At 69.6% G+C, this 23449-nt stretch carries 29 protein-coding genes; 1 reads left to right on the top strand and 28 read right to left on the bottom strand.

Annotation, left to right across the window (positions count from 1 at the left end; genetic code table 11):
• Positions 1-252 precede the first annotated feature (252 nt).
• Positions 253-591, top strand: coding sequence for a hypothetical protein (locus ACFPZJ_RS13385; protein ID WP_381020893.1), 339 nt, complete (start codon positions 253-255; stop codon positions 589-591).
• Positions 592-649: 58 nt separating this feature from the next.
• Here ACFPZJ_RS13385 and ACFPZJ_RS13380 read toward each other — a convergent pair whose 3' ends face one another.
• The 28 genes from ACFPZJ_RS13380 to ACFPZJ_RS13245 all read right to left on the bottom strand — a co-directional run bounded on the left by ACFPZJ_RS13380 (position 650) and on the right by ACFPZJ_RS13245 (position 23443).
• On the bottom strand, positions 650-811 hold the full coding sequence (locus tag ACFPZJ_RS13380) for a hypothetical protein (protein WP_381020892.1): 162 nt from the start codon (positions 809-811) through the stop codon (positions 650-652).
• Positions 812-819: 8 nt separating this feature from the next.
• Entirely contained in the window at positions 820-1527 is a 708-nt protein-coding gene (locus ACFPZJ_RS13375; protein WP_381020890.1) for a collagen-like domain-containing protein, read from the bottom strand.
• Entirely contained in the window at positions 1524-1874 is a 351-nt protein-coding gene (locus tag ACFPZJ_RS13370) for a hypothetical protein (protein WP_381020889.1), read from the bottom strand. The genes ACFPZJ_RS13375 and ACFPZJ_RS13370 overlap by 4 nt, the downstream gene beginning before the upstream one ends.
• A 12-nt stretch (positions 1875-1886) precedes the next feature.
• On the bottom strand, positions 1887-2234 hold the full coding sequence (locus tag ACFPZJ_RS13365) for a hypothetical protein (RefSeq protein WP_381020887.1): 348 nt from the start codon (positions 2232-2234) through the stop codon (positions 1887-1889).
• Between the two features lie 16 nt (positions 2235-2250).
• Positions 2251-2790: a hypothetical protein gene (locus ACFPZJ_RS13360; protein ID WP_381020886.1), complete on the bottom strand. Its 540-nt coding sequence runs from the start codon at positions 2788-2790 to the stop codon at positions 2251-2253.
• Positions 2787-3335 carry a 3'-5' exoribonuclease domain-containing protein gene (locus ACFPZJ_RS13355; RefSeq protein WP_381020884.1) on the bottom strand — a complete coding sequence of 183 codons (549 nt, stop codon included), beginning with the start codon at positions 3333-3335 and terminating at the stop codon, positions 2787-2789. The genes ACFPZJ_RS13360 and ACFPZJ_RS13355 overlap by 4 nt, the downstream gene beginning before the upstream one ends.
• The gene (locus ACFPZJ_RS13350) at positions 3332-4318 is read right to left on the bottom strand and encodes a hypothetical protein (protein ID WP_381020883.1); all 987 of its coding nucleotides are present in this window, start codon (positions 4316-4318) and stop codon (positions 3332-3334) included. The genes ACFPZJ_RS13355 and ACFPZJ_RS13350 overlap by 4 nt, the downstream gene beginning before the upstream one ends.
• A 66-nt stretch (positions 4319-4384) precedes the next feature.
• The gene (locus ACFPZJ_RS13345; protein WP_381020882.1) at positions 4385-5005 is read right to left on the bottom strand and encodes a hypothetical protein; all 621 of its coding nucleotides are present in this window, start codon (positions 5003-5005) and stop codon (positions 4385-4387) included.
• Between the two features lie 8 nt (positions 5006-5013).
• A complete protein-coding gene (locus ACFPZJ_RS13340) occupies positions 5014-5616 on the bottom strand; it encodes a hypothetical protein (protein WP_381020881.1) in 603 nt (200 codons plus the stop codon).
• Positions 5613-6710 (bottom strand): DUF5047 domain-containing protein, encoded by a 1098-nt coding sequence (locus ACFPZJ_RS13335; RefSeq protein ID WP_381020879.1) that lies wholly within the window; start codon positions 6708-6710, stop codon positions 5613-5615. Before ACFPZJ_RS13335 ends, ACFPZJ_RS13340 begins: the two co-directional genes overlap by 4 nt.
• Entirely contained in the window at positions 6707-8929 is a 2223-nt protein-coding gene (locus ACFPZJ_RS13330; protein ID WP_381020878.1) for a hypothetical protein, read from the bottom strand. The genes ACFPZJ_RS13335 and ACFPZJ_RS13330 overlap by 4 nt, the downstream gene beginning before the upstream one ends.
• A 10-nt stretch (positions 8930-8939) precedes the next feature.
• Positions 8940-13367, bottom strand: coding sequence for a hypothetical protein (locus tag ACFPZJ_RS13325; protein WP_381020876.1), 4428 nt, complete (start codon positions 13365-13367; stop codon positions 8940-8942).
• A gap of 27 nt (positions 13368-13394) precedes the next feature.
• Complete coding sequence (locus tag ACFPZJ_RS13320) at positions 13395-13865, bottom strand: hypothetical protein (RefSeq protein ID WP_381020874.1); 471 nt, start codon at positions 13863-13865, stop codon at positions 13395-13397.
• Positions 13808-14143, bottom strand: coding sequence for a hypothetical protein (locus tag ACFPZJ_RS13315; RefSeq protein WP_381020873.1), 336 nt, complete (start codon positions 14141-14143; stop codon positions 13808-13810). Before ACFPZJ_RS13315 ends, ACFPZJ_RS13320 begins: the two co-directional genes overlap by 58 nt.
• A 75-nt stretch (positions 14144-14218) precedes the next feature.
• Positions 14219-14779, bottom strand: coding sequence for a phage tail tube protein (locus ACFPZJ_RS13310; protein WP_381020872.1), 561 nt, complete (start codon positions 14777-14779; stop codon positions 14219-14221).
• An 84-nt stretch (positions 14780-14863) separates the two neighbouring features.
• Positions 14864-15286 (bottom strand): hypothetical protein, encoded by a 423-nt coding sequence (locus ACFPZJ_RS13305; protein WP_381020871.1) that lies wholly within the window; start codon positions 15284-15286, stop codon positions 14864-14866.
• Positions 15283-15504, bottom strand: a complete 222-nt coding sequence (locus ACFPZJ_RS13300; RefSeq protein WP_381020869.1) for a hypothetical protein — start codon at positions 15502-15504, stop codon at positions 15283-15285. Before ACFPZJ_RS13300 ends, ACFPZJ_RS13305 begins: the two co-directional genes overlap by 4 nt.
• Complete coding sequence (locus tag ACFPZJ_RS13295) at positions 15504-15881, bottom strand: hypothetical protein (protein ID WP_381020867.1); 378 nt, start codon at positions 15879-15881, stop codon at positions 15504-15506. Before ACFPZJ_RS13295 ends, ACFPZJ_RS13300 begins: the two co-directional genes overlap by 1 nt.
• Positions 15881-16219, bottom strand: a complete 339-nt coding sequence (locus ACFPZJ_RS13290; protein ID WP_381020866.1) for a hypothetical protein — start codon at positions 16217-16219, stop codon at positions 15881-15883. Before ACFPZJ_RS13290 ends, ACFPZJ_RS13295 begins: the two co-directional genes overlap by 1 nt.
• A complete protein-coding gene (locus ACFPZJ_RS13285) occupies positions 16219-16830 on the bottom strand; it encodes a hypothetical protein (protein WP_381020864.1) in 612 nt (203 codons plus the stop codon). The genes ACFPZJ_RS13290 and ACFPZJ_RS13285 overlap by 1 nt, the downstream gene beginning before the upstream one ends.
• Positions 16831-16845: 15 nt before the next feature.
• Positions 16846-17103, bottom strand: a complete 258-nt coding sequence (locus ACFPZJ_RS13280) for a hypothetical protein (RefSeq protein ID WP_381020862.1) — start codon at positions 17101-17103, stop codon at positions 16846-16848.
• 13 nt (positions 17104-17116) lie between these two features.
• The gene (locus ACFPZJ_RS13275) at positions 17117-18079 is read right to left on the bottom strand and encodes a phage major capsid protein (protein WP_381020859.1); all 963 of its coding nucleotides are present in this window, start codon (positions 18077-18079) and stop codon (positions 17117-17119) included.
• Between the two features lie 51 nt (positions 18080-18130).
• On the bottom strand, positions 18131-18628 hold the full coding sequence (locus ACFPZJ_RS13270) for a hypothetical protein (RefSeq protein WP_381020856.1): 498 nt from the start codon (positions 18626-18628) through the stop codon (positions 18131-18133).
• On the bottom strand, positions 18621-18791 hold the full coding sequence (locus ACFPZJ_RS13265; protein ID WP_381020853.1) for a hypothetical protein: 171 nt from the start codon (positions 18789-18791) through the stop codon (positions 18621-18623). The genes ACFPZJ_RS13270 and ACFPZJ_RS13265 overlap by 8 nt, the downstream gene beginning before the upstream one ends.
• 53 nt (positions 18792-18844) lie before the next feature.
• Positions 18845-19816: a hypothetical protein gene (locus tag ACFPZJ_RS13260; protein ID WP_381020850.1), complete on the bottom strand. Its 972-nt coding sequence runs from the start codon at positions 19814-19816 to the stop codon at positions 18845-18847.
• Positions 19800-21212, bottom strand: a complete 1413-nt coding sequence (locus tag ACFPZJ_RS13255) for a phage portal protein (RefSeq protein ID WP_381020848.1) — start codon at positions 21210-21212, stop codon at positions 19800-19802. Before ACFPZJ_RS13255 ends, ACFPZJ_RS13260 begins: the two co-directional genes overlap by 17 nt.
• A gap of 13 nt (positions 21213-21225) precedes the next feature.
• Positions 21226-22965, bottom strand: a complete 1740-nt coding sequence (locus ACFPZJ_RS13250; RefSeq protein WP_381020845.1) for a terminase large subunit — start codon at positions 22963-22965, stop codon at positions 21226-21228.
• Positions 22937-23443: a phage terminase small subunit P27 family gene (locus ACFPZJ_RS13245; protein ID WP_381020842.1), complete on the bottom strand. Its 507-nt coding sequence runs from the start codon at positions 23441-23443 to the stop codon at positions 22937-22939. The genes ACFPZJ_RS13250 and ACFPZJ_RS13245 overlap by 29 nt, the downstream gene beginning before the upstream one ends.
• Between the last annotated feature and the right edge of the window lie 6 nt (positions 23444-23449).

The raw sequence follows: 23449 nt of genomic DNA, 5'->3' as shown, positions 1-23449 counted from the left end.
GTGCCCGACGAGCTGTGGGCCGCAGCCATGGCGGAGGCGAAAGAGGAGGGGCGGTCACTGACCGACGTCATCGTGAGCGACCTACACAGATACGTGAACCGGCGACGGCGCGAACGAGGGGCGCTCGACGGCGAGTCGCAGCCCTCCCGGGAGTCGGACAATCACCCCAAATAACGCCCGCGATATGGCATGTTATCGAGAGCGTGCGGCAGTGAACGCCCCACCTGCACGGCCCGGTGACACACTGGCGGCATGAACGAGGACCGCTACCTCCTGCTGGTACTCGCAGCAGACGCAGACGACTACGTGGACTGGTGCCGACGGACTGGGCGCGTCCCCCTGGACGGGACGAACGCCTGGGCCATCTCCAGCGGTACAGGGGCGTGCGTGACGAAGCGCCGCACGTTTCAGGTGACCGAACGGTGGCGTGAGGACAAGGGCAACCGGCGGATCCTTGAGGGCTTCCGGGACCCGCTGCCCTTCGACGAGGTTGTCCGGTACGGCGACGAGGATGGGCCGTGGCCGGAGGAGCGGGTGCCTGATCTCTCCTGGCCGACGCTGTGGCAGCGGCTGCTGCACAAGGCTGCCTGAGCCACACACAACGAAGCGCCCCGCTCCCCTGCCGAAGCAGAGGGCGGGGCGCGGTCGTTCACGCGGGTTCGTCGTCGGGCGGCGGCCAGTCCGGCTCCAGGAACGGGTTCGTGGCAGGCGCAGGTACGGGCGGGGGTTCCTCCCGGCCGAGCTGCACCAGCGACCTGACGTCGGCCGCCGTGTCGTCGCGGCGCGGCCGGAGGGGGATCGGGTCCGGCACGGTTCCTCCTACGGGTATTGGCGGCGGTGCGGGTCCATGCCCGCGGCGAGCGGGCCGGGCAGGTCGGGCTCGTCGCCTCCGCCCGTCTGGCGGCAGGTGTAGTGGCTGGAGCCGTCACTGTCGGGTGTGCACTCGTAGGTGACGCCCCGGTACTCGAACGTCCAGCCGGACGGCGGCGGGCCGGCGGGGCCTTGCTCGCCCGGCTCTCCCTTCTCGCCGCGCTCCCCCGCGGGTCCTGGTGGCCCGGCGGGGCCGGGTTCGCCCTGCGGTCCGGGGGGTCCGGCTTCGCCGACGGTACCGTCCGCGCCCGGGGCTCCGTCCGTTCCGGGCTGCCCTGACGGGCCGGGTGAGCCGGGCTCGCCGTCCTCCCCTGCTTCGCCTGGCCGTCCTGGCGACCCGGACGGCCCCGGGGACCCGGGCTCGCCCGGCGCTCCGGGGTCACCCGGCTCGCCGGGTTCGCCTTTCGGTCCGCGCACGGACTCGCCGGGTTCGCCGCGGCTGCCGGGCGGCCCGGCAACGGGGCTCTCCCCGAGGCGCTGCACCTGGCTGGCCAGGGCGTCCCGGGCCTCGTTGGCGGTGCGCAGGTCGTGCGACAGCAGCACGACCTGGATGGCGAGCCAGCCGAGGAAGACGACGAACGCGAGGGCGGTCAGGCCGATGAGCCATTCGGCGCGCGGCAGCCGGAGCGGGCGGCGCTTCTTGCGGAGGCCGGTCACTTCGCCACCACCGCCCAGATCGCGATCGCCGCAGACAGCAGCCCCAGCAGTACGGGCACGATGAGCTGGTACAGGCGGGCCTGTCGCTCTCGCTCTCGCCGGTCTCGCTCATCGCGTTGGTACTGCTCGAACGCGTTCTCCAGCGCTTCGTTGGCGTCCTTGGCTTTCTGGAGCTCCTGGCCCAGCTGGTTGATGCGCTGGTCGGTGTAAGCGGATTGGAGGGCGTACACCTCGGTGGAGACGACCTTGTCGAGGCGGGCATTGATGCCCTGCCCCATAGCTCGGATCTCCTCGCGCAGGGCGTCCACAGTGCGCCCGAGTTCGCCGACGCTCAGCTCGTCGGGCACGTACTACTCCTGTCAGACGCCCCGCGGACCGGCAGGCGGGCTGGTGGGCGAGACCTGGCTGCGGGTGAGCAGGCCGAGGACGGCGAGGACGACGGCGTTCAGGGCGCCGACCTTCTCGGCCGACAGCTCCAACCCGTAGGCGGCAAGCAGTGCGGCGACCGCGGCGACCAGGCCGGTGAACGCGGACGGTGCGATGGGCCGGGTGACGGCCGCCGTGGCCGCGGCGAAAACGGCGGAGATGACAGCGACGATCGCGCCTGCCTGCTCGGCGGACAGGCCGAACTGGAAGGTGACCAGCAGGGACAGGCCTGCTGAGACGGCGGCGATGATGAGCGCAGGCTCACGGCCGAAGATGCGCATGGGGTTCTCGTTTCTCTCAGACGGGCTGCGCGAGTGACCGGCAGCCGATGACGGTTCCGCTGCTGTTGCGGACCTCGCGGTAGGGCACAAGCAGGTCGCTACGTCGGTCGGCGAGCGCGAGGGCGACGACGAGCGAGACGATGTACTGCACGCCGTCGCGATTAGGCGGCAGGTTCTGGGCGTGCCCGAACTCGACCATCTCGAAGGCGATGCCGCCGCCCAACTCGATCGTGGCGAGCCGTGCTGGCGTCGGCTCGGGTTCGAAGACCTCGCGCAGGTGCGGTTCGAGGTCGTCGATGCCATCCTCACGCTCAGCCCAGTAGAGGCGGATCGGGTGCGGCGTCAGGTTGCGGATCACGTCCCTGCTTCCTGTTCCGGCGCGGCTCGCTTTGGCCGCGGAGAGATGTGCTGCCCCGTTCGCGTACAGCGACATGAAGGCCACCCAGAGGACGGAGTTCTTCCACACGAGCAGCGTGGGGATGAGCAGCAGGGCCCAGACGCCGGCCATGCAGTAGTGCAGGATCGCGACCCGGCGCGGGGTGAAGACGCGGCTCATCGCGGCGCCTGTTCGGCGAGCCAGCGCCGGACGGTCTGGTTGTGGCGTGCGTCCGCGAGCGCGTTGTGCTCACCGGACTCCTGCTGTGGGAGTTCGTCCCAGCGCAGTCCGAGGCGGGCGCGTTCCTGCTGGATGTCGCAGGTGAACATGGGGACGCCTTCTGGCAGGTCGATCATGCGGCCCCAGAGTTGGGCGAGGCAGACGTGGTCGTAGGCGCCATAGTTCGCCCACAGTTGGACGTCGGGTCCGGCGGCGCGAATGAAGTCCATGACATCATCGGCGATGCACTCACGACGCTTCACGACCGGGTCGGCGTAGTCGAACAGCCAGGACTTTGGGGCGTGGTTTCGACGGTCCCCGTGCCCCTTCGGCAGGTGCGGGACGACGTTCTCCATCAGCCACTTGTGCTTGCGGATCTTACGCACCGGCATGTCTCGGTTGACGGCGTAGTACTCGCGGCCGTCGTCGCAAACCATGCCGATGGAGATCAGCTCGATGTGGCGGCCGTCCTCCAGGAACTCCAGGTCGTAGTCGATGGCGGTCATGAGGCGCCGTCGGCGTCGAGACGGATGGTGACGTTCTCGATGGCGGCCTTCAGCTCGGCGACGATCGCGGCCGGGTCGAGGTCGCCGACGTTGGCGGCGAGGGTGGCGACGGCCTGAACGAGCTTGTCGTTGGTCTCCTGCAGAGCGGCGAGCTTGGCCTCGGTGCGGCGCACGACGCTCTCGATGTTGCGCAACCCGGTCGCCGGGGCGATGTACGGGTTGTCCTTCGCAGTGGCCTGGTTGGGGTTGGCGACGAACCCGTCGGACAGCCAGATCTTGCGGACGTCGTCGTTGGTGAGGGGCACGTCTTCCTCCTGGATGCTGTCGCCCTTGGCGATCTGGATGACGCGGGCAAAGTTCATGGAGCCCGGGTCGCCGTGGTCGTTCTCGGGTACGTGCTGGTGGCCGCACCAGCCGGTGAAGGAGCGCCAGGCGCTCATCGGCATTCGGGCCGGGCTGGCGCCGTAGGAGGCGGGGGTGACGCCGGGCCGGCGTGGGTCCTTGCCGTAGGCCAGCCAGTCCTTGACGCAGGTGAGGGGTACGTCGTGGTAGTCGTGCAGCCAGCGCACCAGCCATGCCACTTCGGCGAGGGCCCAGTCTTCGGCGCCGGGCCAGTAGATGTAGTCGACGCCAGCCCGTTTGCCGTCCCAGACGGTGGACTTCTTCGCGTCGCAGGTGCCGACGAGTTCGATCTGGAAGACGTTTGCGGTGTTGGTCTCGACACCGCCGAGCTTGTTGGCGAGGGCGCGGGCGGACTCGTCGACGTCGTAGTGCTGGTACCAGCGGATCCGCCGGGCCTTGATGTCGGGAACGCCTGTCACGGTGGGGGCCATCGCGCCGCCGTTGTAGCTGGGGAGGCTGCGGCCCTCGGTGGTGTGGACGACGCCGCAGTTCACCTCCATCGCCGAGCCGGAGTAGCGGCCGTCGCCGTAGAAGTAGGCCTGGCTCGCGCCGGGGATCTTCTGCGGGCCGGTTCGTGCCATGCGGGCCCCTTTCTGGGCATGAAAAAGGCCCCGGAGCTGGGGCGCGGGCGGGTTGGTGCGGGTGGTCTAGAGGCTGACGGTGACGCCGTTGAAGCCGATCCACGGCGGCTTGACGCTGCTGCTGAACCCGAAGACTTCGAGGTAGCCGTCGGTGCGGACGTCCATCTTGAGGGCGATGCGGTCGCTGCTTGTGTCCGAGCAGGGGATGAGGACTGTCCGCAGCGTGGACGGGCGGACGGCGGTCGGCAGGGCGGTGTTGTTGATGACGTAGCTGCCGGACGGGGACGACGGGTACGAGGACCGGCCGAGTCCGCCCCGGAACTGCAGGGACTCCTCGCCGGAGATGTTCAGCAGCCGGTACTGGAAGGTGCCGTTGCTGTTGCCGTTCTGCGTCCACGGCGACTCCGGCGTGATCGTCTTCCAGGTGGACTGGCCGGTGGAGACGGCTGTCCAGGCGGTGCCGTCCCACAGGTCGAGTCGGTTGACGTCGTTCAGCCACGTCAGCATGCCCTCGACAGGGGCCTGGTCGCCGGTGAGGGTGGCGCCGCGCGTGGACGCGGAGGCGAACCGCAGGACGCTGCGGGGGATGACGCCGTCGGCGAGCGCCTTGATGGCGTCGGGGATGCTGGGCGGGTCGGTCATCTGCCACAGCTGGATGCTCTGGCCCCACTTGTCCGGCGCGGTCACGGGCCCTCCTAGATGGTGTAGCTGATGCCGTCGAGGGCCACCCACGACGGAAGGTTCGAGGACTGGAAGGTGCGCAGGACACCAGCGCTGGTGATCTCCAGGCGGCACACGGCCGGCGCGACGGAGGCGTCCCGGGCTACGGCCCAGGCCACGGACACGCCGGGCCGGATCGCTGCGGGCAGGGTGGCGAGGGTGTCGCCGTCGGCGATCGTTCCGGAGGTGGGGCCGATGCGTCCCCGCATCCAGACGCGGCGGCCCTCCCGCAGGTAGGAGGCGGTGTAGCCGTGGCCCGGGTTGGTGTAGCCAGCGGCGAGGTCGAGCGGCACCCAGTCCGGGTCGACGGTGGCGGTGCGGCCCCAGGCAAGCCAGTTGCCGCTGCTGGACTGGGTGATGGCGATGACGTCGCCCACGGCGGGCTGGCTGTAGGACTCGGTGCAGCGGATGGCGGGGATGCCGTCCGCGTCGACGGTGCCATCGTTGTTGACGGCGGTGACCGTGGCGAGCCGCCAGTCGGAGCCGCGCACCGACGGGGCACGCTCCCCTGTCCGTTTGGCCTGCTGTTTGAGGGCCCAGGCGAGATCGCGGTGGACGCTTGGTGCGGGCTTGCTCACGCGTCCTCCTTGGCGCTGATCGTGGAGATGGGGAACTCGCCGCCCACGTCCAGGGGCACGGTGAACGCCGCGGCCTGATGCAGTTCGCGGCTGCCGTCCTCGTGCACGACCCGCAGAACGTCGCCCGACTCGAGCGCCGGGTTGGGCAGGCTGGAGATGTCGCCGGACGCGTTCGGCGCTTTGGCCTGGAGGAGCTTCAGGTTGGCGGCCTGCGCACATGCGTTGACCGAGGTCAGCGTGGATGAGCTGTAGAACATCGGCCGCCTGCCGAACGGGCCGCTCCAGTAGGTGGGCGAGTTGGGGTCGCTGTCGACGGCCAGGTAGGAGACGGGCGGCGCGTTCTCGGAGGTGTTTTCCCCGCGGGCGAGGACGCCGTTGTAGACGCCTTCGCTGCTCATGGCCCGGCTGGCGGAGATGTAGACGCCGCCCTCGGTCGCTTCGATCGCCCACACGGGCGTGGCCGTCAGCAGGTCGGGCAGGGTGGCGATGACGAAGACGCCGTCCGCGTTCGGGTACACCTCGCCGCCGGCCGCCGCCGCGACCTCCTGGGCGCCCGCCCAAGGGTCGGCCTCCACATCGAAGGCCCGGCTTCCGATGGGAACGTCCGTGATCTGGCTGATGACGTCGGCGCCGGGGATGCTGCGCTGGATCAGGGCGGTGACCGCGCCGACGACGGTGCCGGTGACCCGGTAAGGGGCGGTGAACTTGTCGTCCGCGACGATCGCCGACAGATCCTTGCCCTGGAGCGTGACTGGCCCTTCGGAGACGTCGCCGTCGACGGAGTCGAGGCGGAACACACCGAGCGGCACCAGTTCTTGGCTGCCGTCGCCGTAGTCGACGCCGCGCGAGATCCGCAGCCGGGCACCGTAGGTGGCGAGCTGATCCGACGGGGTGCGCGGGATCAGCGACGGGTCGGCCACGGTCACGGTGCAGGTGCGGCGGATCGCTTGCGACCGGTCCACGGTGACGCTGCCGCCGGTGTGCTCCAGGTCGATGACCTCGCCGTTCGTCAGGAACAGCTGCACCTGCGTGAGCGGCGTGTGGGGCTCGGCGAGCCGCGGCAGGAACCGGTCGGAGACGGGATACACGCTCACCCCCTCCGGCGGTCGAGCAGCAGATCCTCGCTGGTGGCGTACACGGGCAGCAGGTCGGCGCAGGTCGCGAACTCGGTGACGACGTCCTGCCACGTCCGGCCGCGGGCCCCGTTGACGCCCACGGTGGCCGGCATGTCCGCCTCGGTCAGCGGCAGCGTCCAGGCCCGCCATTCCTCCTGGGCGAGCGCGCCGACGCGGGCCTCGGTGATGCCTGCGACGTTGACGTACATGTCGTCGACGCCCAGGCCCGGGGCGGCCTGCCAGAGCAGGGTGTTGCCGGAGTCGAGGAGCAGGTGCAGTGCGGCCCGCTCTTCGGCGGAGCGGGTCCAGATGGCGAGGTCTCCTTCGAGGCCCTGGCGCCGCCCGGAGAGGATGACCTTGTTGCGGCGCCCGCGAACGACGAATGCCGCCTGCTCGATGGGCCGCTGCCAGTCCGGTGCCCGCTGCACCATTACCTTGACGTTGCGCTGCGGGTTGCCTGGGTCCTTCAGCCACGCCTCGTTGACGTCGGCCAGGGTGAGCGTGACCGTGTCGGAGGTGCGGCCGACGATCAGAGTGCCGGAGCTGTTACGCATCTCGATGCGGTAGTAGACCGGCACCCCGAGCGGCGCCTCGTGGTCCTCGACGACGAGCAGGTCCGAGGTGATGGGCACCCCTTCGAGGAGCCCCGTGCTGCCGCGGACCGGCGCCCGGCCGCCGTCCTGCGTCGTCCGGTACACCGACAGCAGCAGGTCGGCCGGCAGCTCCCGCAGGGTGAGCGTGATGTAGCCGTCGTCCGGGTGCGCTTCGACGCTGGTGAGCGGCAGCACCTGCCACAGGGTGACCGTGTCGACGTTGAGGACGCTGTCCGCCGCCGAGGCCGTCGGGATGATCTCGATGGCTGCTTGGGTTGCCGCGGCGGGGGCTGCGGCGTCGCTGGGCATGGCGTACCAGCCCGAGCCCGGCAGGGTGTAGGCGTTGCCGCTGGAGGCGCCGAGGTCGGCGTCTGCGGCGTCGTACCAGCGGACACGGACGGTGACCCCGGTCCAGGAACCGGCGGCCGAGCGGGTGACGATTTGCGCCCGCCAGTTCACGCCCCCGGTGACCGGGAACTTCGCGGAGCGGATCGTGGACGCGGAAGCTGTCGACGAGGTGACCGTCAGCGCGTAGGCGCCTGAGAACGCGGCGGCGCCCCACGGCGTGGACCGAGCCAGGGTCGCCACGCCCGAGACAACTGTCCACCCGGCGACGCCCTGCTCGAACGACGCGTCCGCGTAGCGCACGACCGACCCGGCCTGGAACTGGGGGGCGACCATGATGGCCACGGTCTCCAGGCGCAGCACCTGCCCGGCCGACGCCCCGTCCAGGCCCGCGGCGAGCGAGCAGGTCGCGGCGTTGGCGGGTGCAGTGGCCGCGACCCGCTGCCGGTACATGCCCGTCCCCGGCGGCGCCAGCGTGCTTCGCGTGGCCTGCACCTGGTTGCCGTTGGCGTCGTAGTAGCGGAGCTCGATCCACGCCTGCGCGGTGAGCACCGGCGGCTGCAGGTAGGCATAGGCCAGGTATTCGGTGCCGGGCGTGACCGTGGGCCGGTCCACGGCCAGGATCGAGGCGTTGCCGGCGGCGACCGCGGTCATCGCCAGCGTGTGCCCGCCGGCCAGGTAGTTGGTGGATGCCCAGGCGACAACCGGCACTTGGCGGCTGATCGTGGCGTTGACGATCGGCGTCCACCCGGAGGCGTCGAGCTCGGCGGACTCCGTGTTGAAGGGGAGCAGGTTGCCGGTCGTGCGGATCGGCAGGCCGAGGTAGACGTTCTCCCAGAAGTGGGGGACGTTCGCGGCGGTCTCGGTGGACGACACCACCACCATGGCGCTGGTCGCCCCCGCGGGGGCGACGGCGGCGACCGAGACGCGGTGCCAGGCGGACGAGGCCGCCATCGTGGTCAGCGACCAGGTGATGGATAGCTCGTTGAAGCCCGACAGCCAGCGGATACCGATCCGCTCCGGCACCTGCCCGGCCGTGTCCGCGAACGCCTCGTACACCGTGCCCGGCGACACGGCGTAGGAGGAGACGGTGCGGGCCTGCATCTCCCCCGCCGCAACGCTCCTGACGGACAGGCAGCCGTCGCCGTTCTGGCCCCCCGTGCCCTTGGCGAGCGTGCAGTTCGTCTTCGGCGTCCAGCCCGAGGTGTTCGGGTCGATGGACTCCGTCGTCGGGCTGAGGAAGTTCCCGGGGATCGCCACAGTGACCTCCTCAGCTCGCGTTGATGACGGCCATCAGTTCCTGGTTGTTGCGGTGGACGCGCACGTCGATGAAGTTGGCGAGCGCCCGATCCTGCGTGTGGATCTCCACCACAACGGGGCCATCTCCGCCAGCGGCGGCGAGGCTCGTCATCGTCTGCCACTGCGTCGGAGTCAGGACGGCCTCAGGCTGGCGCAGGTTGTTCACGCCGATCTGTCCCGGACCGAGCCAGCCGCCCTCGTCGTAGCCGCCGGGGCGGTTGTAGGCCCGCGGCAGGCTGCCGTACCGGCTCAGCGCATACCGCATCGAGGCGTACACGTTGGCCAGCGGATCGACGCTGACCCCGTACAGGAAGGGGCCCTTGTCGCGGAACCGCCCGGCGTAGGCGCGGAACGTCGGGCCGATGACCTGCATAAGGCCGACCGAGGGGTGCCCGGCGATCCAGTTGGAGTCCCACTTGTTGACGATCGTGGGGTTACCGCCGGACTCCTGGTTCATGCGGCGCAGAGTGATGCCGTCGTAGGAGAGCGGCTGCCCGACGAGGCCGAGCGCCTGCCGGACCACGCCGCGCCACCGGGTCACCCCAGAGCCCGGCCCGGGACCCACTCCGGCGATGGCGTCGCCGCCACCTCCGGTGACGAGATCCTTCAGGCCCTTCAGCATCGCCTTCGGCAGGCCGAGGGCCAGCTTGCCCCAGGCGCTGTACTTGATGGCCTGCAGCGGCTTGAGCAGGCGCGCCATGAGGTCGTTGAGCGCCTTGCCGGGGTTCTTCAGGAAGCCGGTCGCCGTGGAGAATGCGGAGCCCAGCTTGGCGCCGACGCCCTTGATGCCGCCGACGATGTCGCCGAGGATTCCGCCGTCCTCCATCAGCTGGCCGCCCGCGGCTTCCCAGAGGGAGAGGGCGCGGGTCCGGTAGCGGGGGTCGGTGGGGATGACGAACTCGGGGTACCGAGGGTCGCCCTCGCCGACGATGGCGGTCGGCTTGTTGAAGACGCCGGGACGGGCCGGGACGGTACCGCCCTGTGCGAGCAGCGGCAGTTCTTCCAGCTTCGGCAGGCCTGGGATCCAGTCGGTGATCTTCCGCCAGGCTTTGACGACGCCGCCGTTCCATACTGTCTTCAGTACGAAGTTGATGGGGTCCTTCGTCGCCTTCTTGATCTTGTCCCATGCCTTCTTGATGGCGTCCTTGGCGGTCTCGAACGCGTCGCCGACCTTGCCGATGGCGCCCTTGAGTGCGTCGAAGGCGGGCCTGATGCCGTCCTTCCACACGGTGTTGATCTTGCCGCTGATGTAGTCCCACACCGGCTTGACGACGTGGTCGCGCAGCCAGCGGAACACATCACCGACGCCGCGGATACCGTCCCGGACGGAGCGGAAGGTGGGTCGGATGATTTGGTCCCACGCGAACCTCACCGCCTCCCGGATGGCCCGCCACACCGGCTGCACGATCTTGTCGTTGAGCCAGCGGAACGCCGGGCCCAGATGCTTCGTCACCCAGGTGACGAGCCCAGCGATCGCGGTGACGATGCCGGAGATCCAGCCGATCGCGGTGGACAGCGCCGACGCGAACCCCGACACCAGGAACCCGGCGAGATCGAGCAGTGGCGGCAGCAGCCACGACAGCACGTTGATCGCCAGCTCCAGCACCAGCCCCACGAGCTGAGCCAGCGGCGGAACGAGCGGCAGCAGAGCCACCGTCAGGTCCACGCCCGCCTGCACCAGCTGCATGATCGACGGCAGCAGCTGCACCAGCACCCCGGCCGCCATCTCCAGGATCATCCCCACCAGTTCGCCGAACACCGGGAACAGCGGTGTGAACGCCTCGACGAGGATCAGCAGGGCATCCGTCAGCGGCGGCAGCACCTGCGCCAGAGTGGTCGCGAGCATGGCGACGAACTCCCCCAGTAGGGGGGCGATGTCCGCGAGGATCGGGGCGAGCTGCTGGGCGATGGAGGCAGCCATCTCGGCGAGCGGCCCGACGATGCCGAGCAGCGCGGTGGAGATGGCGACGAACGCGTCCGCCACGGTGGGCAGGACGGGCAGCAGCGCCTCCAGCACGGTGGTGACGAGCTGCACCCCGATCGGGATGAGCGGCGCCAGCCCCGCAAGCAGGGTCACGGCGGCGTCGGCGACACCGGTGAGCGTCGGCAGCATGGTGAGCAGTGCGTCGCCGATCGCCTTGAACGCCGCGCCGATGACCGGCAGCAGCGGCTCCAGCGCCGCGAAGACGACGGTGACCAGCTGCATTCCGATGTCGACGAGCGGCGTGAGCACCAGCATCAGCTGGTCCAGTGCCACCGCGAACACGCTGGCGATGAGCTGGGCGACCTGCGCGAGCAGCCCGACGAGGGGCTGCAGCATGGGCTCCAGCGCCTGGAACACCCGCGCGACGAGATCCGCGATGACCATCAGCGCAGGGGTGAGCGCCTGGATGACCTGCGTGAGGGGGCCGATCAGCAAGTTGATGAGCTGGGCGGCGACGCTGACGATCGGTTGCAGGGCAGGCGCGAGCGCCGCGATTACGCTGCTGATCAGCGCCGCGATGGGCTGGATCAGCGGCATGACCGCCTGGACGAGCTGGACGATGGCCGTGCCCACCACGACAACGGCGGGGGCGAGCGCCTGGATGATGGGCAGCAGGGCGGCACCGAGCGTGGTGGCCAGCTGCTGCAGCACCGGTCCGAGGGCTTTGGCGAGCTGAACGAAGGGCTGGGCGATCGCCGCGAGCAGCGGCACGACCGCCTGCACCACGGCGCCGATGACGGGGACGATCGCGCCGACGATCTGCGCCACGCTGGCGAACAGGGACCGCATTTGGGCCTGCATCTGCGGCGAGGCGAGGATCTTCTCCAGCTCGCCGAAGACCTGGCCGAGGGTGCCGACGATCTGCCCGCCCGCATCGGAGGCAGCCCGGAAGATCTCCTGAACAACGCCGAGGACGTTGCCCAGGAGGGTGCCGAACTGGCTGAGGATCTCGAACGCCGAGGTGATTGCCTTCTCCAGGCCGCCTGACTCGAAGCTCGCGGCGATGCCGTCCGTGAAGCTCTTGATGGCCCCGGCCATCTGCTGCATGAGGGCGTTGAACGCCGGCTGCGCCGCAACGGCGAGCTGGCCCCAGGCGGTGACGAGCTGCCCCGGGGTGTCAGCGAAGGCCCGCAGGTTGTCTGTGGCCCCGGCGAGGATCTTGTCGAGCATCCCTGACTGCGCCATCTCCGTGATGGCGCCGGCCGCAGACTTGGCCATCTCGTTCCAGACGCCCGCCGTGGCGGTGAGCTGCCGCTGCAGGATCGGGATCGTGGTGCGGCCCAGCGTGGCGACCGTGGAATCCAGGCCGCGGAACAGCTCGTTCTGCACGGACAGGCGCATCGCGTCCCAGGCGGGGGCGAGGCCCTGAACGGCCCGCACGAACGACTGGGCGTTCGGGGCCAGCTTGCTCATGGCCTCGTCGAACTTGCTGGTCTGCGCGGCAGCAGCGGCCTGCGCGTCGGCTACCGCGGCGGCAGCGTCGGCGACAGCCCGCTGAGCGTCCTCGATCTGGCGGGCGCCCTCCGCGCGCGCCTCGTCGACACCGGCCTGCGCCTCGGCGAGCGCACGCTCCTTGTCGGCGACGGTCTCGTTCGCCTCGGAGATGCGCGCCTTGACGGCCAGCACCTGCTCGGAGCCCTCGACGCCAGCCTTGTTCGCGGCCTTGGTGTCCTCGGCGAGCCGCTTCGTCTCCCGCTGCTGCTCCTGCAGGTTGAGCTTGGCCCGCTCGTAGCGGATCTGGAGTTCCTCCAGCTCCTGCGGGGTGACGCCGGGCTTGGCCTGAGCTGCCTTGAGTTCCTCCTGGGCTTCCTTCAGGCGGAGCACGGCCTCGCGCTCGTCGAGGTGGGACTCGGCGAGCCGCTGGTTCATGTCCTGCAGGGCGCGGGCCGCCTCACGGCGGGCGTCGTTCAGCTCGCCCTGCACCTCGCGGGCGTCGCGCTGCGCGTCGGCGAGGTCCCGCTCGGCGTCCGTGACCTGCCTCTGCGCGTCGGCCACGCGCTTGGCCGCGTCCACGCGCGCCTGCGCGAGCGCGCGCTGCGCGTTCGCGAGACCCCGCTGCGCCGACTCGACCGCCTTCGTGGCCGATGCGGCGGCGTTGGCGTCCGCACTGCTGTCGGCGAACGCGGCCTTGAACGCCTCGCCCACCCCGGACAGGCCCAGCTTGAGAGCGCCGGCCGCCGCGCCGGCGGTCGTCAGGGCGGGGGCGAGGGCGGCGGCGCCAGCCGCGGCCGACGACAGGTTCGCACCGATCGCGATACCGGCCAGCGCGCCCAGCCCGCGCAGCCCTGCCCCGAACGCCTTGGAGAAGGCGCCCGCCCCGGACTTACCCGCAGAGGATGCGCGAGCACTGACGGAGCGGGACCAGTCCCCCTCGAACTCGGGCCTGATGGAGACATATCCGCGTCCAACGAGCACACCACCAGCAGCCACCGCGCACCCCCGTTACTGGTTCGCGGCGGGCCTCCCGAACACGGCCGCCAACTGCTTCGCCCCGGAGCCGTGACGGCCTCCGAAGCGGATGACGTTGCTCTTCTTCTGCTCCACGCCCGGCCGCGGGATCGGATCTGGCGGCTTCAGGCGACCCGTCTTCTTCGGGTCACCGCCCAACTTGACCGTGGCGAAGGTGTTCTCCCGGACGGCGTCCACCACGCTCGCCAGCAGCTGCCTGTCCAGCGTCCACGCCTCTTCTTCCGGCGTGGACCCGCGCACCGCCCTGGACGTAGCCGAGTCCGGCGGCAGGAACCGCAGGAACACGCGCAACTCACGCCACGACATCTCCCCGCGGTACAGCTCCAGCAGCGACCGGCCCGGCCAGTAGCGGGCGATGTCCCACTCGACGGCCTCCCCGTACTCCGCTAGGAAGCGGCGGAGGCCAGAGATTCCCCCGGCTCGACACCGGAGTGCTTCTGCCACTCCTGGCCGATGAGCTCGATGTCGCTGAACGTGTACCCGGCCCTGTACATCTCGCGGACCTTGCCCTCGCCGAGAACGTCCTTGAGTACGCCGGTGATGTTGTTGAGGTCGCCGACGCGCTCCTGCAGCTCGAAGGGCAGCGCGCGCATCGGCGGCAGGGTGAACTCGACGCCGTGCAGTTCGAACGTCGTGGGCTCGGGCAGCGCATCGCTGCGCTGCTTCGCGATCGAGTCGAGGGAGACGACTTCGCGGCCGGCGGGCTTCTTGCTGGTGGTCATGTGGTTCTCCTCGCGGGTGTAGCGGGTTAGGGGCCCGGCAGGCGCGACCCGCATGGCACGCCTGCCGGGAGTTCGTTACGCCGCGGCCCAGGCCGGGTCGTTGGACAGCCACACCGCGATCTCGGGTGCGGTGTCGGCGTAGGCGGACACGGTCATCGGCAGGGCGACCGCACCCGAGCGCGCCAGAGTGATCGAGTCGCGGTTGGAGACCTCACCGCGCGCGATGATCAGGCGGTTGATGATGTCGCCGTCGACCCACTCCAGGCCGATCGCCCGCTCGTCCGGGTCCGGCGCCGCAGGGATGGACAGCTTGTGCACCCCGGCAGCCACGTCCGTCATCGTCGAGCTGGGGAAGTAGAGCGTCACCGTCGACGTCGTGAGCTCGATCGCGGTGAAGCCCAGCGTCATGTCGACACCGGTCAGCACCTTGCGCACCGGCGACAGGGACTGCCAGGCGTTGATGTCCTCGGTGTCCGTCGAGTAGGACATCTCGACGCCGTCGTCGGACAGGTAGCCGAGATCCACCCAGCCGGCCGGCCACGCCGTCGTCAGGTCGGCCGGGGCGGTCGTGCCCTTGGGGGCGATGTAGATGCTGCCGTTGGTACCAACGCGCACGTTGTCGGCGTCGTTCGCCATCGGGTTGCCTCCAGGCATAGCGAGGACCCGCACGGCCAGACGCCGACGGGTGAATGGGTGAAGGGGGTGCGGGTTGGGGTGCTGCTACGCGGGGCGGACCACCATGCTCATCACGAGCACGTAGCGGGGGATCGCGTCCGTCTCAGCGGACGGCTTGTACGGAAGCCAGATCAGGGACGTCTCGTCCACGCCGTAGATCCGGGCGCCGTACTGAGTCGTGCCCTGGGCGGCGATCAGCTGCGCCGACACCAGGGCCGCCAGGTCGCGAGCCTGCTTCTTCGTCGCGCCGAGGGCGTCGATGTCGAGGGTTCGGTCGGCGGTCACGGGCTTCTGCCGCGACCCGCCTCCGCCCAGCGTCACCGACACAATCCCGGCCGCCAGCTTCGAGTCCCAGCCGTCGGGCCACTCGGTGCCGACGATCGTCCCCGCAGGCAGCAGGGGCTTGAGGTACTTCACGGCGACCTGCTCGACGTCCGGCATGGCCACCGCCTGCAGGCCGCCGCTCACCGGCGCTTACGTCCCGACTCGGGCTGCGCCGCAGGCTCCTGCGCTGGCGCGGACACCGGCTCCGGGGCAGGCTCGTCGGCCTGCTCCTGAGTAGGGGCGTCCACGACCTCGGCCACGCGGCCGTCACGGCGCAGGGCCTTCAGCAGCACGTCACCGACGTCGATCTCCTCACCGGGGGCCTTGTCCCCGTACCAGTTGGCGAGCTTGATCCGGGGCATCAGGTACTCCTCAGCGAGTCCAGGGCACGCCCGAGCGGACGGGCCTTCGGAGACCAGCCGGTTTGCGGCCGGTCGCGGGAAGTGGCGGGACGGCCGGTACCGAACTCAACCTGCAGCGTCCACTCGGCGGTCGCCCCGAACTCGGCGCGCCAGCCGTTCGGCCGCATGCTCGCCGCCGAATACACGCTGGCCGCGTACTCGCCATGTCGCTGCACGGCCGGGTTGTAGGTCGGGCCCGTGTACTTCGGGGCGATCGCCCGCGTCACGTCCGCACCACGGTCCGCCACGTCCTTCAACGCATCCCGCATCTGCGGCTGCCGGGCCAGCTCGTCGTACAGGTTCGGGTTGGGAACGAAGCGGAAACGGCCAGCAGGCATCACGCCACTTCCCGCAGATCCGCTTCGACGTGGTGCACGCCCCCGCCCGGCGCGGGCCAGCGAGCCACCTTGCCGATGACCTGCATCGTCGTGCCCCACGCCTCGACCCGGTCGGTCTCCCGCAGGTCGATGTCCATGCCGCGCGGCGTGTACAGGCGCCACCCGGTCACCGTGACCTGCCGGTCCTCGGTGTCTTCCGTTGACCCGCCGGCAGGCTGGACGTTCACCCCGGACACCGGGATACGGGTGGCGGCGTCGCCCCAGTCGTCCTTCTCGTTGCCGTATTCGTCCTCCACCTTGGCGGGCCGGACGATGACGATGTCCTGCAGGTACAGCATCAGCGGCTCCGCAGGTTCACGGAGGCCGCAGTGCGCCGGTAGCGGTCCAGCACCTTCTGCTCGGTGCGCGACAGAAGCACGCCCAGGTACTCGCCGACCGCGGGGATCAGGTATGTGACGGACTCGCCGCCCACCGTCTCCGAGCGGACCCCGGAGGGGTTGACCAGCACCCGGTTCGCGGCCTGCATCACGATCGCCTGGATGTCGGCGGGAACCGGGTCCCAGCCGTGCGTGTAGGTGACCGTGACCTGCGGCGGCCGGTGCGCGGCCGGAGGCTGGTCCCACGCCCACGACCGCAGTAGCAGTTCGTTGCCGTCCTGCCACCAGTCCTGCGTTTCCGTGCCGTCGACCAGCACGGTGGTGATTTCGACGACCGGACGCTGCGGCAGCGTCACCGCTCCGGCGCACCGGTGCAGGATCGGGTCCACACGCCGCATCGTGAACGTGTCCGTCGTCGTCGCCTTGGTGATGTCCTGCCGGACGTAGGCGCGGACCACAGCCGACGCCTGATCCAGCAGCGCCTGAGCCTGCGCCTCCTGCTCCGGCGTGAACGTGCGGCCGAGCAGGGTGGCGAGGTCGGCCACCGTCGCCAGCGAAGGAAGCACAGCCACGGCAGCCTCCCTTCGTCAGCGCTGGCGGGCGTCGTCGTCGAGCTTCTGCCGCACCTCGCGCGCGTACTCCGGGTCGGTCTCCGGGGTCGGTGCCCCGGACGTCACGCCGGCCACCGAGTAGTTCTCGTTCGGTGTGGGATCGGTTTCCACGCCGAAGAAGCCCTGCGCCTGAGCCTCGTCGTTGGCCTTCTGGATCTCCTCGGCCACCTCGTCGCCAGCGGGAACCTGCTGGTTCTCCGGCTCACCTGAGGACTTGCTGCTACGTGTCGCCACGATCTCTCCTCTGTTACGCGCCGACGGTCTTCAGGACGCCGACCGGGTATCGGGATGCCTCGGTGGGCTGCTCGTTGTTGATCCGGTTGCTGACCTGCCAGCCGACGCGGAACGTGAGCCGCACGGCGGTCATGTCCTGTTGGGCCAGGTTGTAGATGATGGCGCCGGTGTTGTCCTGGATGACGGCCTGGTCGAGGATCTTCATGCTGATGTCGGAGCGCACGCCGACCACGAACTCGGACCAGTCACCTGCGAAGAGACGCACGCCGTCCACGCCGGCGCCGCCCGCCACCGGGAACATGCCCTTCATCGCGTAGCGGATGGGGTATCCGTCCAGGGTGCGCAGGTCGCCGCTGGTACGGGCCTCGTCGAGCTTGCGGCCCTGCGTGTCGCGGGCCTTGCGCAGCCGGGACTTCGCCGACGTTGCGGCGACGAACCCGTTGACCTCGAAGCCGTCGGCCTCAACCTTCTCGTAGACGTTGTCGATGTCGCCGTAGAAGCCGCCCTGCGCGACAGTGGCGCCCTCGTTGACGCTGTTGCCGGCGTTCGTGGCCGCGGTGAGGATGTTCGTTGGGAAAGAACTGGGAGCGTTCGTCCCGAAGAACACGGTCGAGTCCAGCAGGCGCCCGAAGGCCTCGCGTACCAGCGGCTCAGCCTCGTCCCAGATGTCGTCCTCGGTGTCGGCGAGGACGTTGTCGGGGAACGGGACGATCGTCGCCATCTCCTCGACGTTCAGGTACTTGTTGGCCCAGTTGACCTCGGTGGTCTGCTTCAAACCCGTGTCGCCGTTCACCCAGTACGCGACGGGCAGGGCCGACAGCACGGGGAGGCGGATCTGACCTCGGGCCACGGGGATGCGGCGGAACATGCTCAAGACGGCCGAGTCCTCGATGGCCTTCCCGAGCATCGTCTTGGAGACTTCCTCCGGGATCAGAGGAGCCGCATCGGTACGGCTGATGACGTTGTTGTAGGCCATAGTCCGGCCCTTCCTCTCGTAACCGGCCGGACCGACCCGTGCCGGAGTTGATTAGTAGCCAGCCGCCCGACGGATCAAGGCGCTCATGCTGGCGGGCTGCTGCGCCGTTTGCCGCACGCCACCGTCGTAGTTCGGCGTCTGGCGCTGCTGTTGGGCGGTGAACAGAGCGAGGAGGGAATCCGCGTCCTCAGACATCTCTTCCTCGGTCGCACCCCTCAACCGGCCCGCCAGTTCGACGGGCAGCTTCTTCGCCGCCGCGACCCGAAACCGCATCAGCTCCTGCCGCGTCTCTGCGGCTTCCTGTTCCGCCGCCGTCTTGGCTTCGGCAAGCTTCTGTGTCTCGGTCTTGCCTCGGTCCTCGTATTCCTGCAGTCGCTTCTGCAGTTCACCGAGCTGCCGTTCTGCGGCCCGCGCCTTGCGGCGCTCTTCCTGCAGCGCCTTCTTGCCCGCGTCTCCCAGGCCTTCGTCGGCCTGGCTACGGATATCGGGCGTCTCGGAAGCCGTCGCGGCATCCTCACTCTCAGCAACGCTGGTGTTCTCGTCAGCCATCGCGGCCGACCTCCTTTACATAGAGCCCCTCCGACTGGATGAGCTCGCGGCCAGCGACCTGGACCATGTACGTGACGTTGTCGGGCTCAATGCCCTCCGCTTCCAGCTCCCGCTGGAACGCACCGATCCACTCGGCCGTCGTCTTGCGTGACTCGTCAGCCATCGCGGCTGCCTTTCGGTTCACCCCGCCCTCGCGGCAGGGACACTCAAGATCGGCTAGACGATGTAGCCGTAGCGGCGCAGCAGCTCAAGCTGCTCTCGACGCCCGGGCGCCTGCCGGAAGATCGCCTCCGGCGTCAAGCGCGGCGTCGTGGAGCGGCTGTAGCGCTGCCCAGGAAACCGCGCGAAGTCGCCGCCCGCCCGTCGCATGCGCCGCCCGTACAGACCACGCCGCGTGATGCCCTCAGTAGTGGTCGAGGCGCCCGGACGAGACATGCCCCGGCGGGCATTCACGACCTGTCCAACATCGGCGCCCTCACCGATCGCGCGGGCCCCCGCAACACCAAAGACCCGCCGCTGATCACGCTCCGACATGCGGTCGAACAGCTTCTGCGGCGACGGCACGTTCGGCCACTCGTGCTCCCGCAGCGGCAGGGTCTGGCAGTCGCAGTTCGGATGCCGCAGGAAGCCCTCGCTGTAGCGGTACATCTGCCCGGACAGCACGATGCAGCGCGCGCACGCGGGCAGCTGTACGACCCGCACGTAGGCCACGCAGTTCCGATGGGCCGCCATCCCCACCTGGTCTGCGGAGCGGGCCGCGTCCGCGATCGCCGTGGACGCGTACCGGGCCATGTCGGCGAGTCCGCCGAGCATCGCTTCCTCCGGCGGCATCCCGGCCGCCAATCGCCGCCGCACGCCGATCGCCGGCAGGAACAGCAGCGTCTCCAGCGGGCCTCCGTCCGGAGCGATCCCGGCGAACGCCGACGCCACGAGAGCGGCCTCTGCAACGGCCGAACCGCCCTGGGCGGCCATCTGCGCGGCAATGTAAGCCTGCGCCGCGTCCGCCACCGTCAGCTGCCCCTCGGCCACGGCCGCCACGATTGCCGCGCCGGCCGCGCCCTCCAAGTCGTCCTCTACAGTGGCCGCGGACATGCCCTTCCACAGAGCCTGCACCTGCTGCACCACAGACTGGATCACTGACGTGACCTGCGTGTAGCGGGTGCGGCCCAGCTCAGTTGGCGTCGCCATCAGGTTCAGCCGTGTCGGTCGGCGGCTTCGGCCCGAACAGCGCCGCCGGGTCGCCGCCCATCACCCGGGCTGCCGCGTCGGTGCGGAGCTGCTGCCATTGCGCGATCTCCGTCTGCGAAGCGCCCCAGCGCTCCCACAGCGCCTCGTGCGGAACACCCAGGGTGCTCATCTTCACCAGCGCGTCGACAAGCTCGCCCTCGGTACGAAACTCCGGGTTATGCCAGATCACTTCGATGCTCGCCAGATCCCGGGTGTCGCCGGCCGCCTTCAGATACAGCCTGACGACCTCCTCCAGGCCCTCGCCCAGTGGACGGCAGCGCTGGCGCACCTTGGCCACCAGGCCAGACTCGGTCGCTTTCAGCGTCTCGCCGTTGACGTTGGACAGCTTGCCCAGCAGGTACTGCGCGGGGGTGCGCGTGCGCGCGGCCATGTGCTGCACGTCCGCCTCGATCGACGCCAAATACGGCCCCAAGTCGGTCGAAGAGAACTCTCCGACCTTGACGTTCTCGTCCTCGATCACCCACAGCCGGTCCACCGCGGCCTTGAACGGCTCGATCGGCTGCCCGGACTCGTCGACCGGCACCTCGTACCCGGTCATCCACCGCTGACGGAACGCGGAGAACTCCTGCGCCATCATCCGGTCGATCAAGGTCTTGTTGATGCGGTCCTGGACGTCGAGAACGTCCTCGATCTCGCTGTGAGCCTCGCCCAGAAGGTCAGGACGGTTCACGATCTCAACCAAGGGCACGACACCCATCGGGTTCGGCGCCGGCCACGGCTCCCCGGCGACCTCGCGCCTTTCCCAAGACGGCTTCGCCACCCCCTGCACCGGCTTCGGAGCCCTGAACTTGTACAGGCCGTCCGGCAGGTAGAGCGTGGCCATCAACTGGCCGGTCCAGTCGTCCATCCACGTCTTCAGACCGGCCGCGCGCTGCCTCCGGCTGCCCGGCCGATAGGCGACGATGGCCTGCGTGGCGTCCTCAGCCGTGATGATCGGCGTCCTGGCGTCCTCCGGGTTCGGTGCGACCAGCGCGAACGCCCGGCCGACCTTCACCGCCTCCGTGATCAGAAGGTCGGAGTCGGCGTCCATCGACGAGGCCTGCCAGATACGCCACGCCTCCTGGTCGCCGACATCCTCATCGCCGAAGCGGAAGCCGTCCACCTGTATACGCTCCGCGGTGGCGTCCACGACGAGGCCCGTGTAATTCGACCGGGACTGCTTCAGCAGCCGCTGGAACGCCGAACGGGCCTTCTCCTGGATCATCGGCAGCGGATGGTCGCCCGAGTAGTACTGGCGCATCGTGGCGGCGTACTTGCAGCGCTCCTGCAACTGCGCCCACAGCCGCTCCAGCCACCAGTCCGGCGACTCAGGCTCCAGCTTCTGCGACAGGGCCACCAGGCACCTCCCGTCAGAATCCGACCGCCACCCGAGACTTCGCCTTCGGCCTGCGCAGATAGCCGTCCAGGCCCATCACCGTCGCCGCGATCCCGTCGATGCGGGCCTGAGACTTCTTCCTGTCCGGCTTCGTCGGCCGGTAGTTGTCGTTGCCGTCCGCGATCGTCTCCACGCAGCCAGCCATCCACCGCAGGATCGGATGCCCGCCGTGCACGAAGCGCTGCTCCAGCAGCAGCCGGTCCAGCTCCTTACAGGCCGGCGACAGCCCCAGGAACGTCTGGCTGATCGGCGTCACCTTCACGCCCCGCTTCGTCTCGCGGTCCACGTTCTGCACCAGCTGGCCCGCGAACATGCGGTCGTAACCGATCCACTGCACGTCGAAGTGCTTGCAGTCCGCCAGCACCTGTTTCTCGATCGTGTCGTAGTCGATCGCGTCGCCCTCGGTCAGCCGCAGGAATCCCTCACGGGCCCACTGCGCCAGCGGCACCTGCAACTGGCGCTGCAGATCCTCCAGCCGCTCCGACGGGAGCCAGAACCGGGACACCAGCTCCACCTCGATGCCCGGCTGCTTCGACTCCACCGCCAGCACCCACGCCGACAGGTCAGACACCGCGGACAGGTCCAGCCCGCCCCACGCCCGGCGGCCCTTCAGCACGGACTCGTCGACCATGCCGGCCACACGGTCCCAGGCCCGGACATCGATCCACCGCGTGGACGCTTTCTCGCGGATGTTCAGCGACAGCCGCAGGAACGTCGGAAAGTACGAGGGCGTGGCCTGCGCCTTGTTCGCCTCGCGTCGCAGATATGCCAGCGTCGGCGACACCCCGAGGCCCGGGTTGGCGCGGCGCCACGTCTTCTCATCGAAGGGATCGTCCGTCTCGTCGGCCGCCCAGATCACCCCGTAGTGGGCTGGGTCCTGGACGACGTTCTCGGCGACCTTGCGGGTGTAGGAGTGTTTCTCGTCGTAGATCGAGCCCTCTTGCGCGTCATCCGCCGTCGTGATGAACACGATCAGCGGCTGATCACGCGCGCCCGTTCCCGTCTCGATCGCATCGATCAGGTCCCGGCTCTTGTGGACGTGGACCTCGTCGATCACCGCGCCGGAGACGTTCAGGCCGTGTGCGGTCTCCGCGATCCTCGACAACGCCCGGAACACGCCGCCCGTCCGCGGCACCCGGATCACGCTGGTGAGCACCTCAGCCCGGCCCTTCACCGCCCGACTGGTCTGCGCCATCCGCTTCGCGTCGTCGAAGACCCGCTTCGCCTGCTCCAGCGACCCGGCCGCCGCATACACCTCCGCACCGGTCTCCCGGTCCGCAAGCAACAGCGCCAGCCCGATCCCCGACGACAACGTCGACTTGCCGTTCTTCCGGGGAACCTCGATCCACACCGCGCGCACAACCCGCACCGGCCGGTCCAGCTCCGGGTCATGCCACAGCCAGCCAAACACCGGCGCGATCACCCACACGAACTGCCACGGCGCCAACTTCAGCGGCGTACCGCCCCAGCGGCCCTTCGTGTGCTTGAACGACTCGATCGCGGCCTTCGCCCGCCGCGCCGCCGCCACATCGAACCAGGCACCCGGCTGCTCCGGCATCTGAAACGCCGACACCAACGGCCGCGACAACAACGCGTCCGCGATCTCCTCGTCACCCATGCCCAGCTCGTGCAGCGCCGCCCGCGGCACCGGCAGACCCTCCGCACAGTCCTCCAACGACAGCTGCTCAGTCGAACGGATCGTCGTCGTCGCCATCGTCGCCACCCTCCGGCGGCGTCAGCCGGCCCCGCGCCGACGGCGACAGACCCAGCTCGCCGATGTACCGGGCCAACTGCTGGCGGTACTGGCCCGCGATCGTGGTCGCGCCGTTCTTCATCCAGCCGCGCTCGCCCTGAATCAACATGCCGTGCGCCGAAATCTCCCGCTCGCACTGATCGATGCGAGCGACGCAGATGCAGTAGTCCTGCACAACCTGCGTGTCGACGGCCGCCAGCCCCGCCGTGAGCTTCAGTACGGGAACGACCCTCCGCCACTCCCTCCGGGCGATCTCCCGACAGCGGGCGTTGATCTGACGCTGTCTGTCATCGCCCCGGACCGCCGGGAACGTGTCGAGCCAGTTCGGCTCCTCCAACTCCGACGGTGGAACCTTCACGCCCTCACGGATCGGCTTCTTGCTGGGGTTCCCCTCACGCACAACCTGCAGCGGCGGCTTCCTGCGGTGCGGGTCAGCCACGGTTCC

The sequence above is a fragment of the Streptomyces bullii genome (assembly GCF_042657145.1).
Taxonomy (GTDB): Bacteria; Actinomycetota; Actinomycetes; order Streptomycetales; family Streptomycetaceae; genus Streptomyces; species Streptomyces bullii.
This window is presented reverse-complemented; position numbering and strand designations above follow the sequence as displayed.

What these genes read in the sequence shown, in the direction of transcription:
- ACFPZJ_RS13290 (WP_381020866.1), bottom strand. Translation starts at nt 16,219, where the DNA reads ATGCTGTACCTGCAGGACATCGTCATCGTCCGGCCCGCCAAGGTGGAG.
- ACFPZJ_RS13265 (WP_381020853.1), bottom strand. Translation starts at nt 18,791, where the DNA reads ATGGCTGACGAGTCACGCAAGACGACGGCCGAGTGGATCGGTGCGTTC.
- ACFPZJ_RS13250 (WP_381020845.1), bottom strand. Translation starts at nt 22,965, where the DNA reads ATGGCGACGACGACGATCCGTTCGACTGAGCAGCTGTCGTTGGAGGAC.
- ACFPZJ_RS13295 (WP_381020867.1), bottom strand. Translation starts at nt 15,881, where the DNA reads ATGCCTGCTGGCCGTTTCCGCTTCGTTCCCAACCCGAACCTGTACGAC.
- ACFPZJ_RS13270 (WP_381020856.1), bottom strand. Translation starts at nt 18,628, where the DNA reads ATGGCTGACGAGAACACCAGCGTTGCTGAGAGTGAGGATGCCGCGACG.
- ACFPZJ_RS13310 (WP_381020872.1), bottom strand. Translation starts at nt 14,779, where the DNA reads ATGGCGAACGACGCCGACAACGTGCGCGTTGGTACCAACGGCAGCATC.
- ACFPZJ_RS13350 (WP_381020883.1), bottom strand. Translation starts at nt 4,318, where the DNA reads ATGGCACGAACCGGCCCGCAGAAGATCCCCGGCGCGAGCCAGGCCTAC.
- ACFPZJ_RS13260 (WP_381020850.1), bottom strand. Translation starts at nt 19,816, where the DNA reads ATGGCGACGCCAACTGAGCTGGGCCGCACCCGCTACACGCAGGTCACG.
- ACFPZJ_RS13300 (WP_381020869.1), bottom strand. Translation starts at nt 15,504, where the DNA reads ATGCCCCGGATCAAGCTCGCCAACTGGTACGGGGACAAGGCCCCCGGT.
- ACFPZJ_RS13385 (WP_381020893.1), top strand. Translation starts at nt 253, where the DNA reads ATGAACGAGGACCGCTACCTCCTGCTGGTACTCGCAGCAGACGCAGAC.
- ACFPZJ_RS13360 (WP_381020886.1), bottom strand. Translation starts at nt 2,790, where the DNA reads ATGAGCCGCGTCTTCACCCCGCGCCGGGTCGCGATCCTGCACTACTGC.
- ACFPZJ_RS13365 (WP_381020887.1), bottom strand. Translation starts at nt 2,234, where the DNA reads ATGCGCATCTTCGGCCGTGAGCCTGCGCTCATCATCGCCGCCGTCTCA.
- ACFPZJ_RS13355 (WP_381020884.1), bottom strand. Translation starts at nt 3,335, where the DNA reads ATGACCGCCATCGACTACGACCTGGAGTTCCTGGAGGACGGCCGCCAC.
- ACFPZJ_RS13275 (WP_381020859.1), bottom strand. Translation starts at nt 18,079, where the DNA reads ATGGCCTACAACAACGTCATCAGCCGTACCGATGCGGCTCCTCTGATC.
- ACFPZJ_RS13315 (WP_381020873.1), bottom strand. Translation starts at nt 14,143, where the DNA reads ATGACCACCAGCAAGAAGCCCGCCGGCCGCGAAGTCGTCTCCCTCGAC.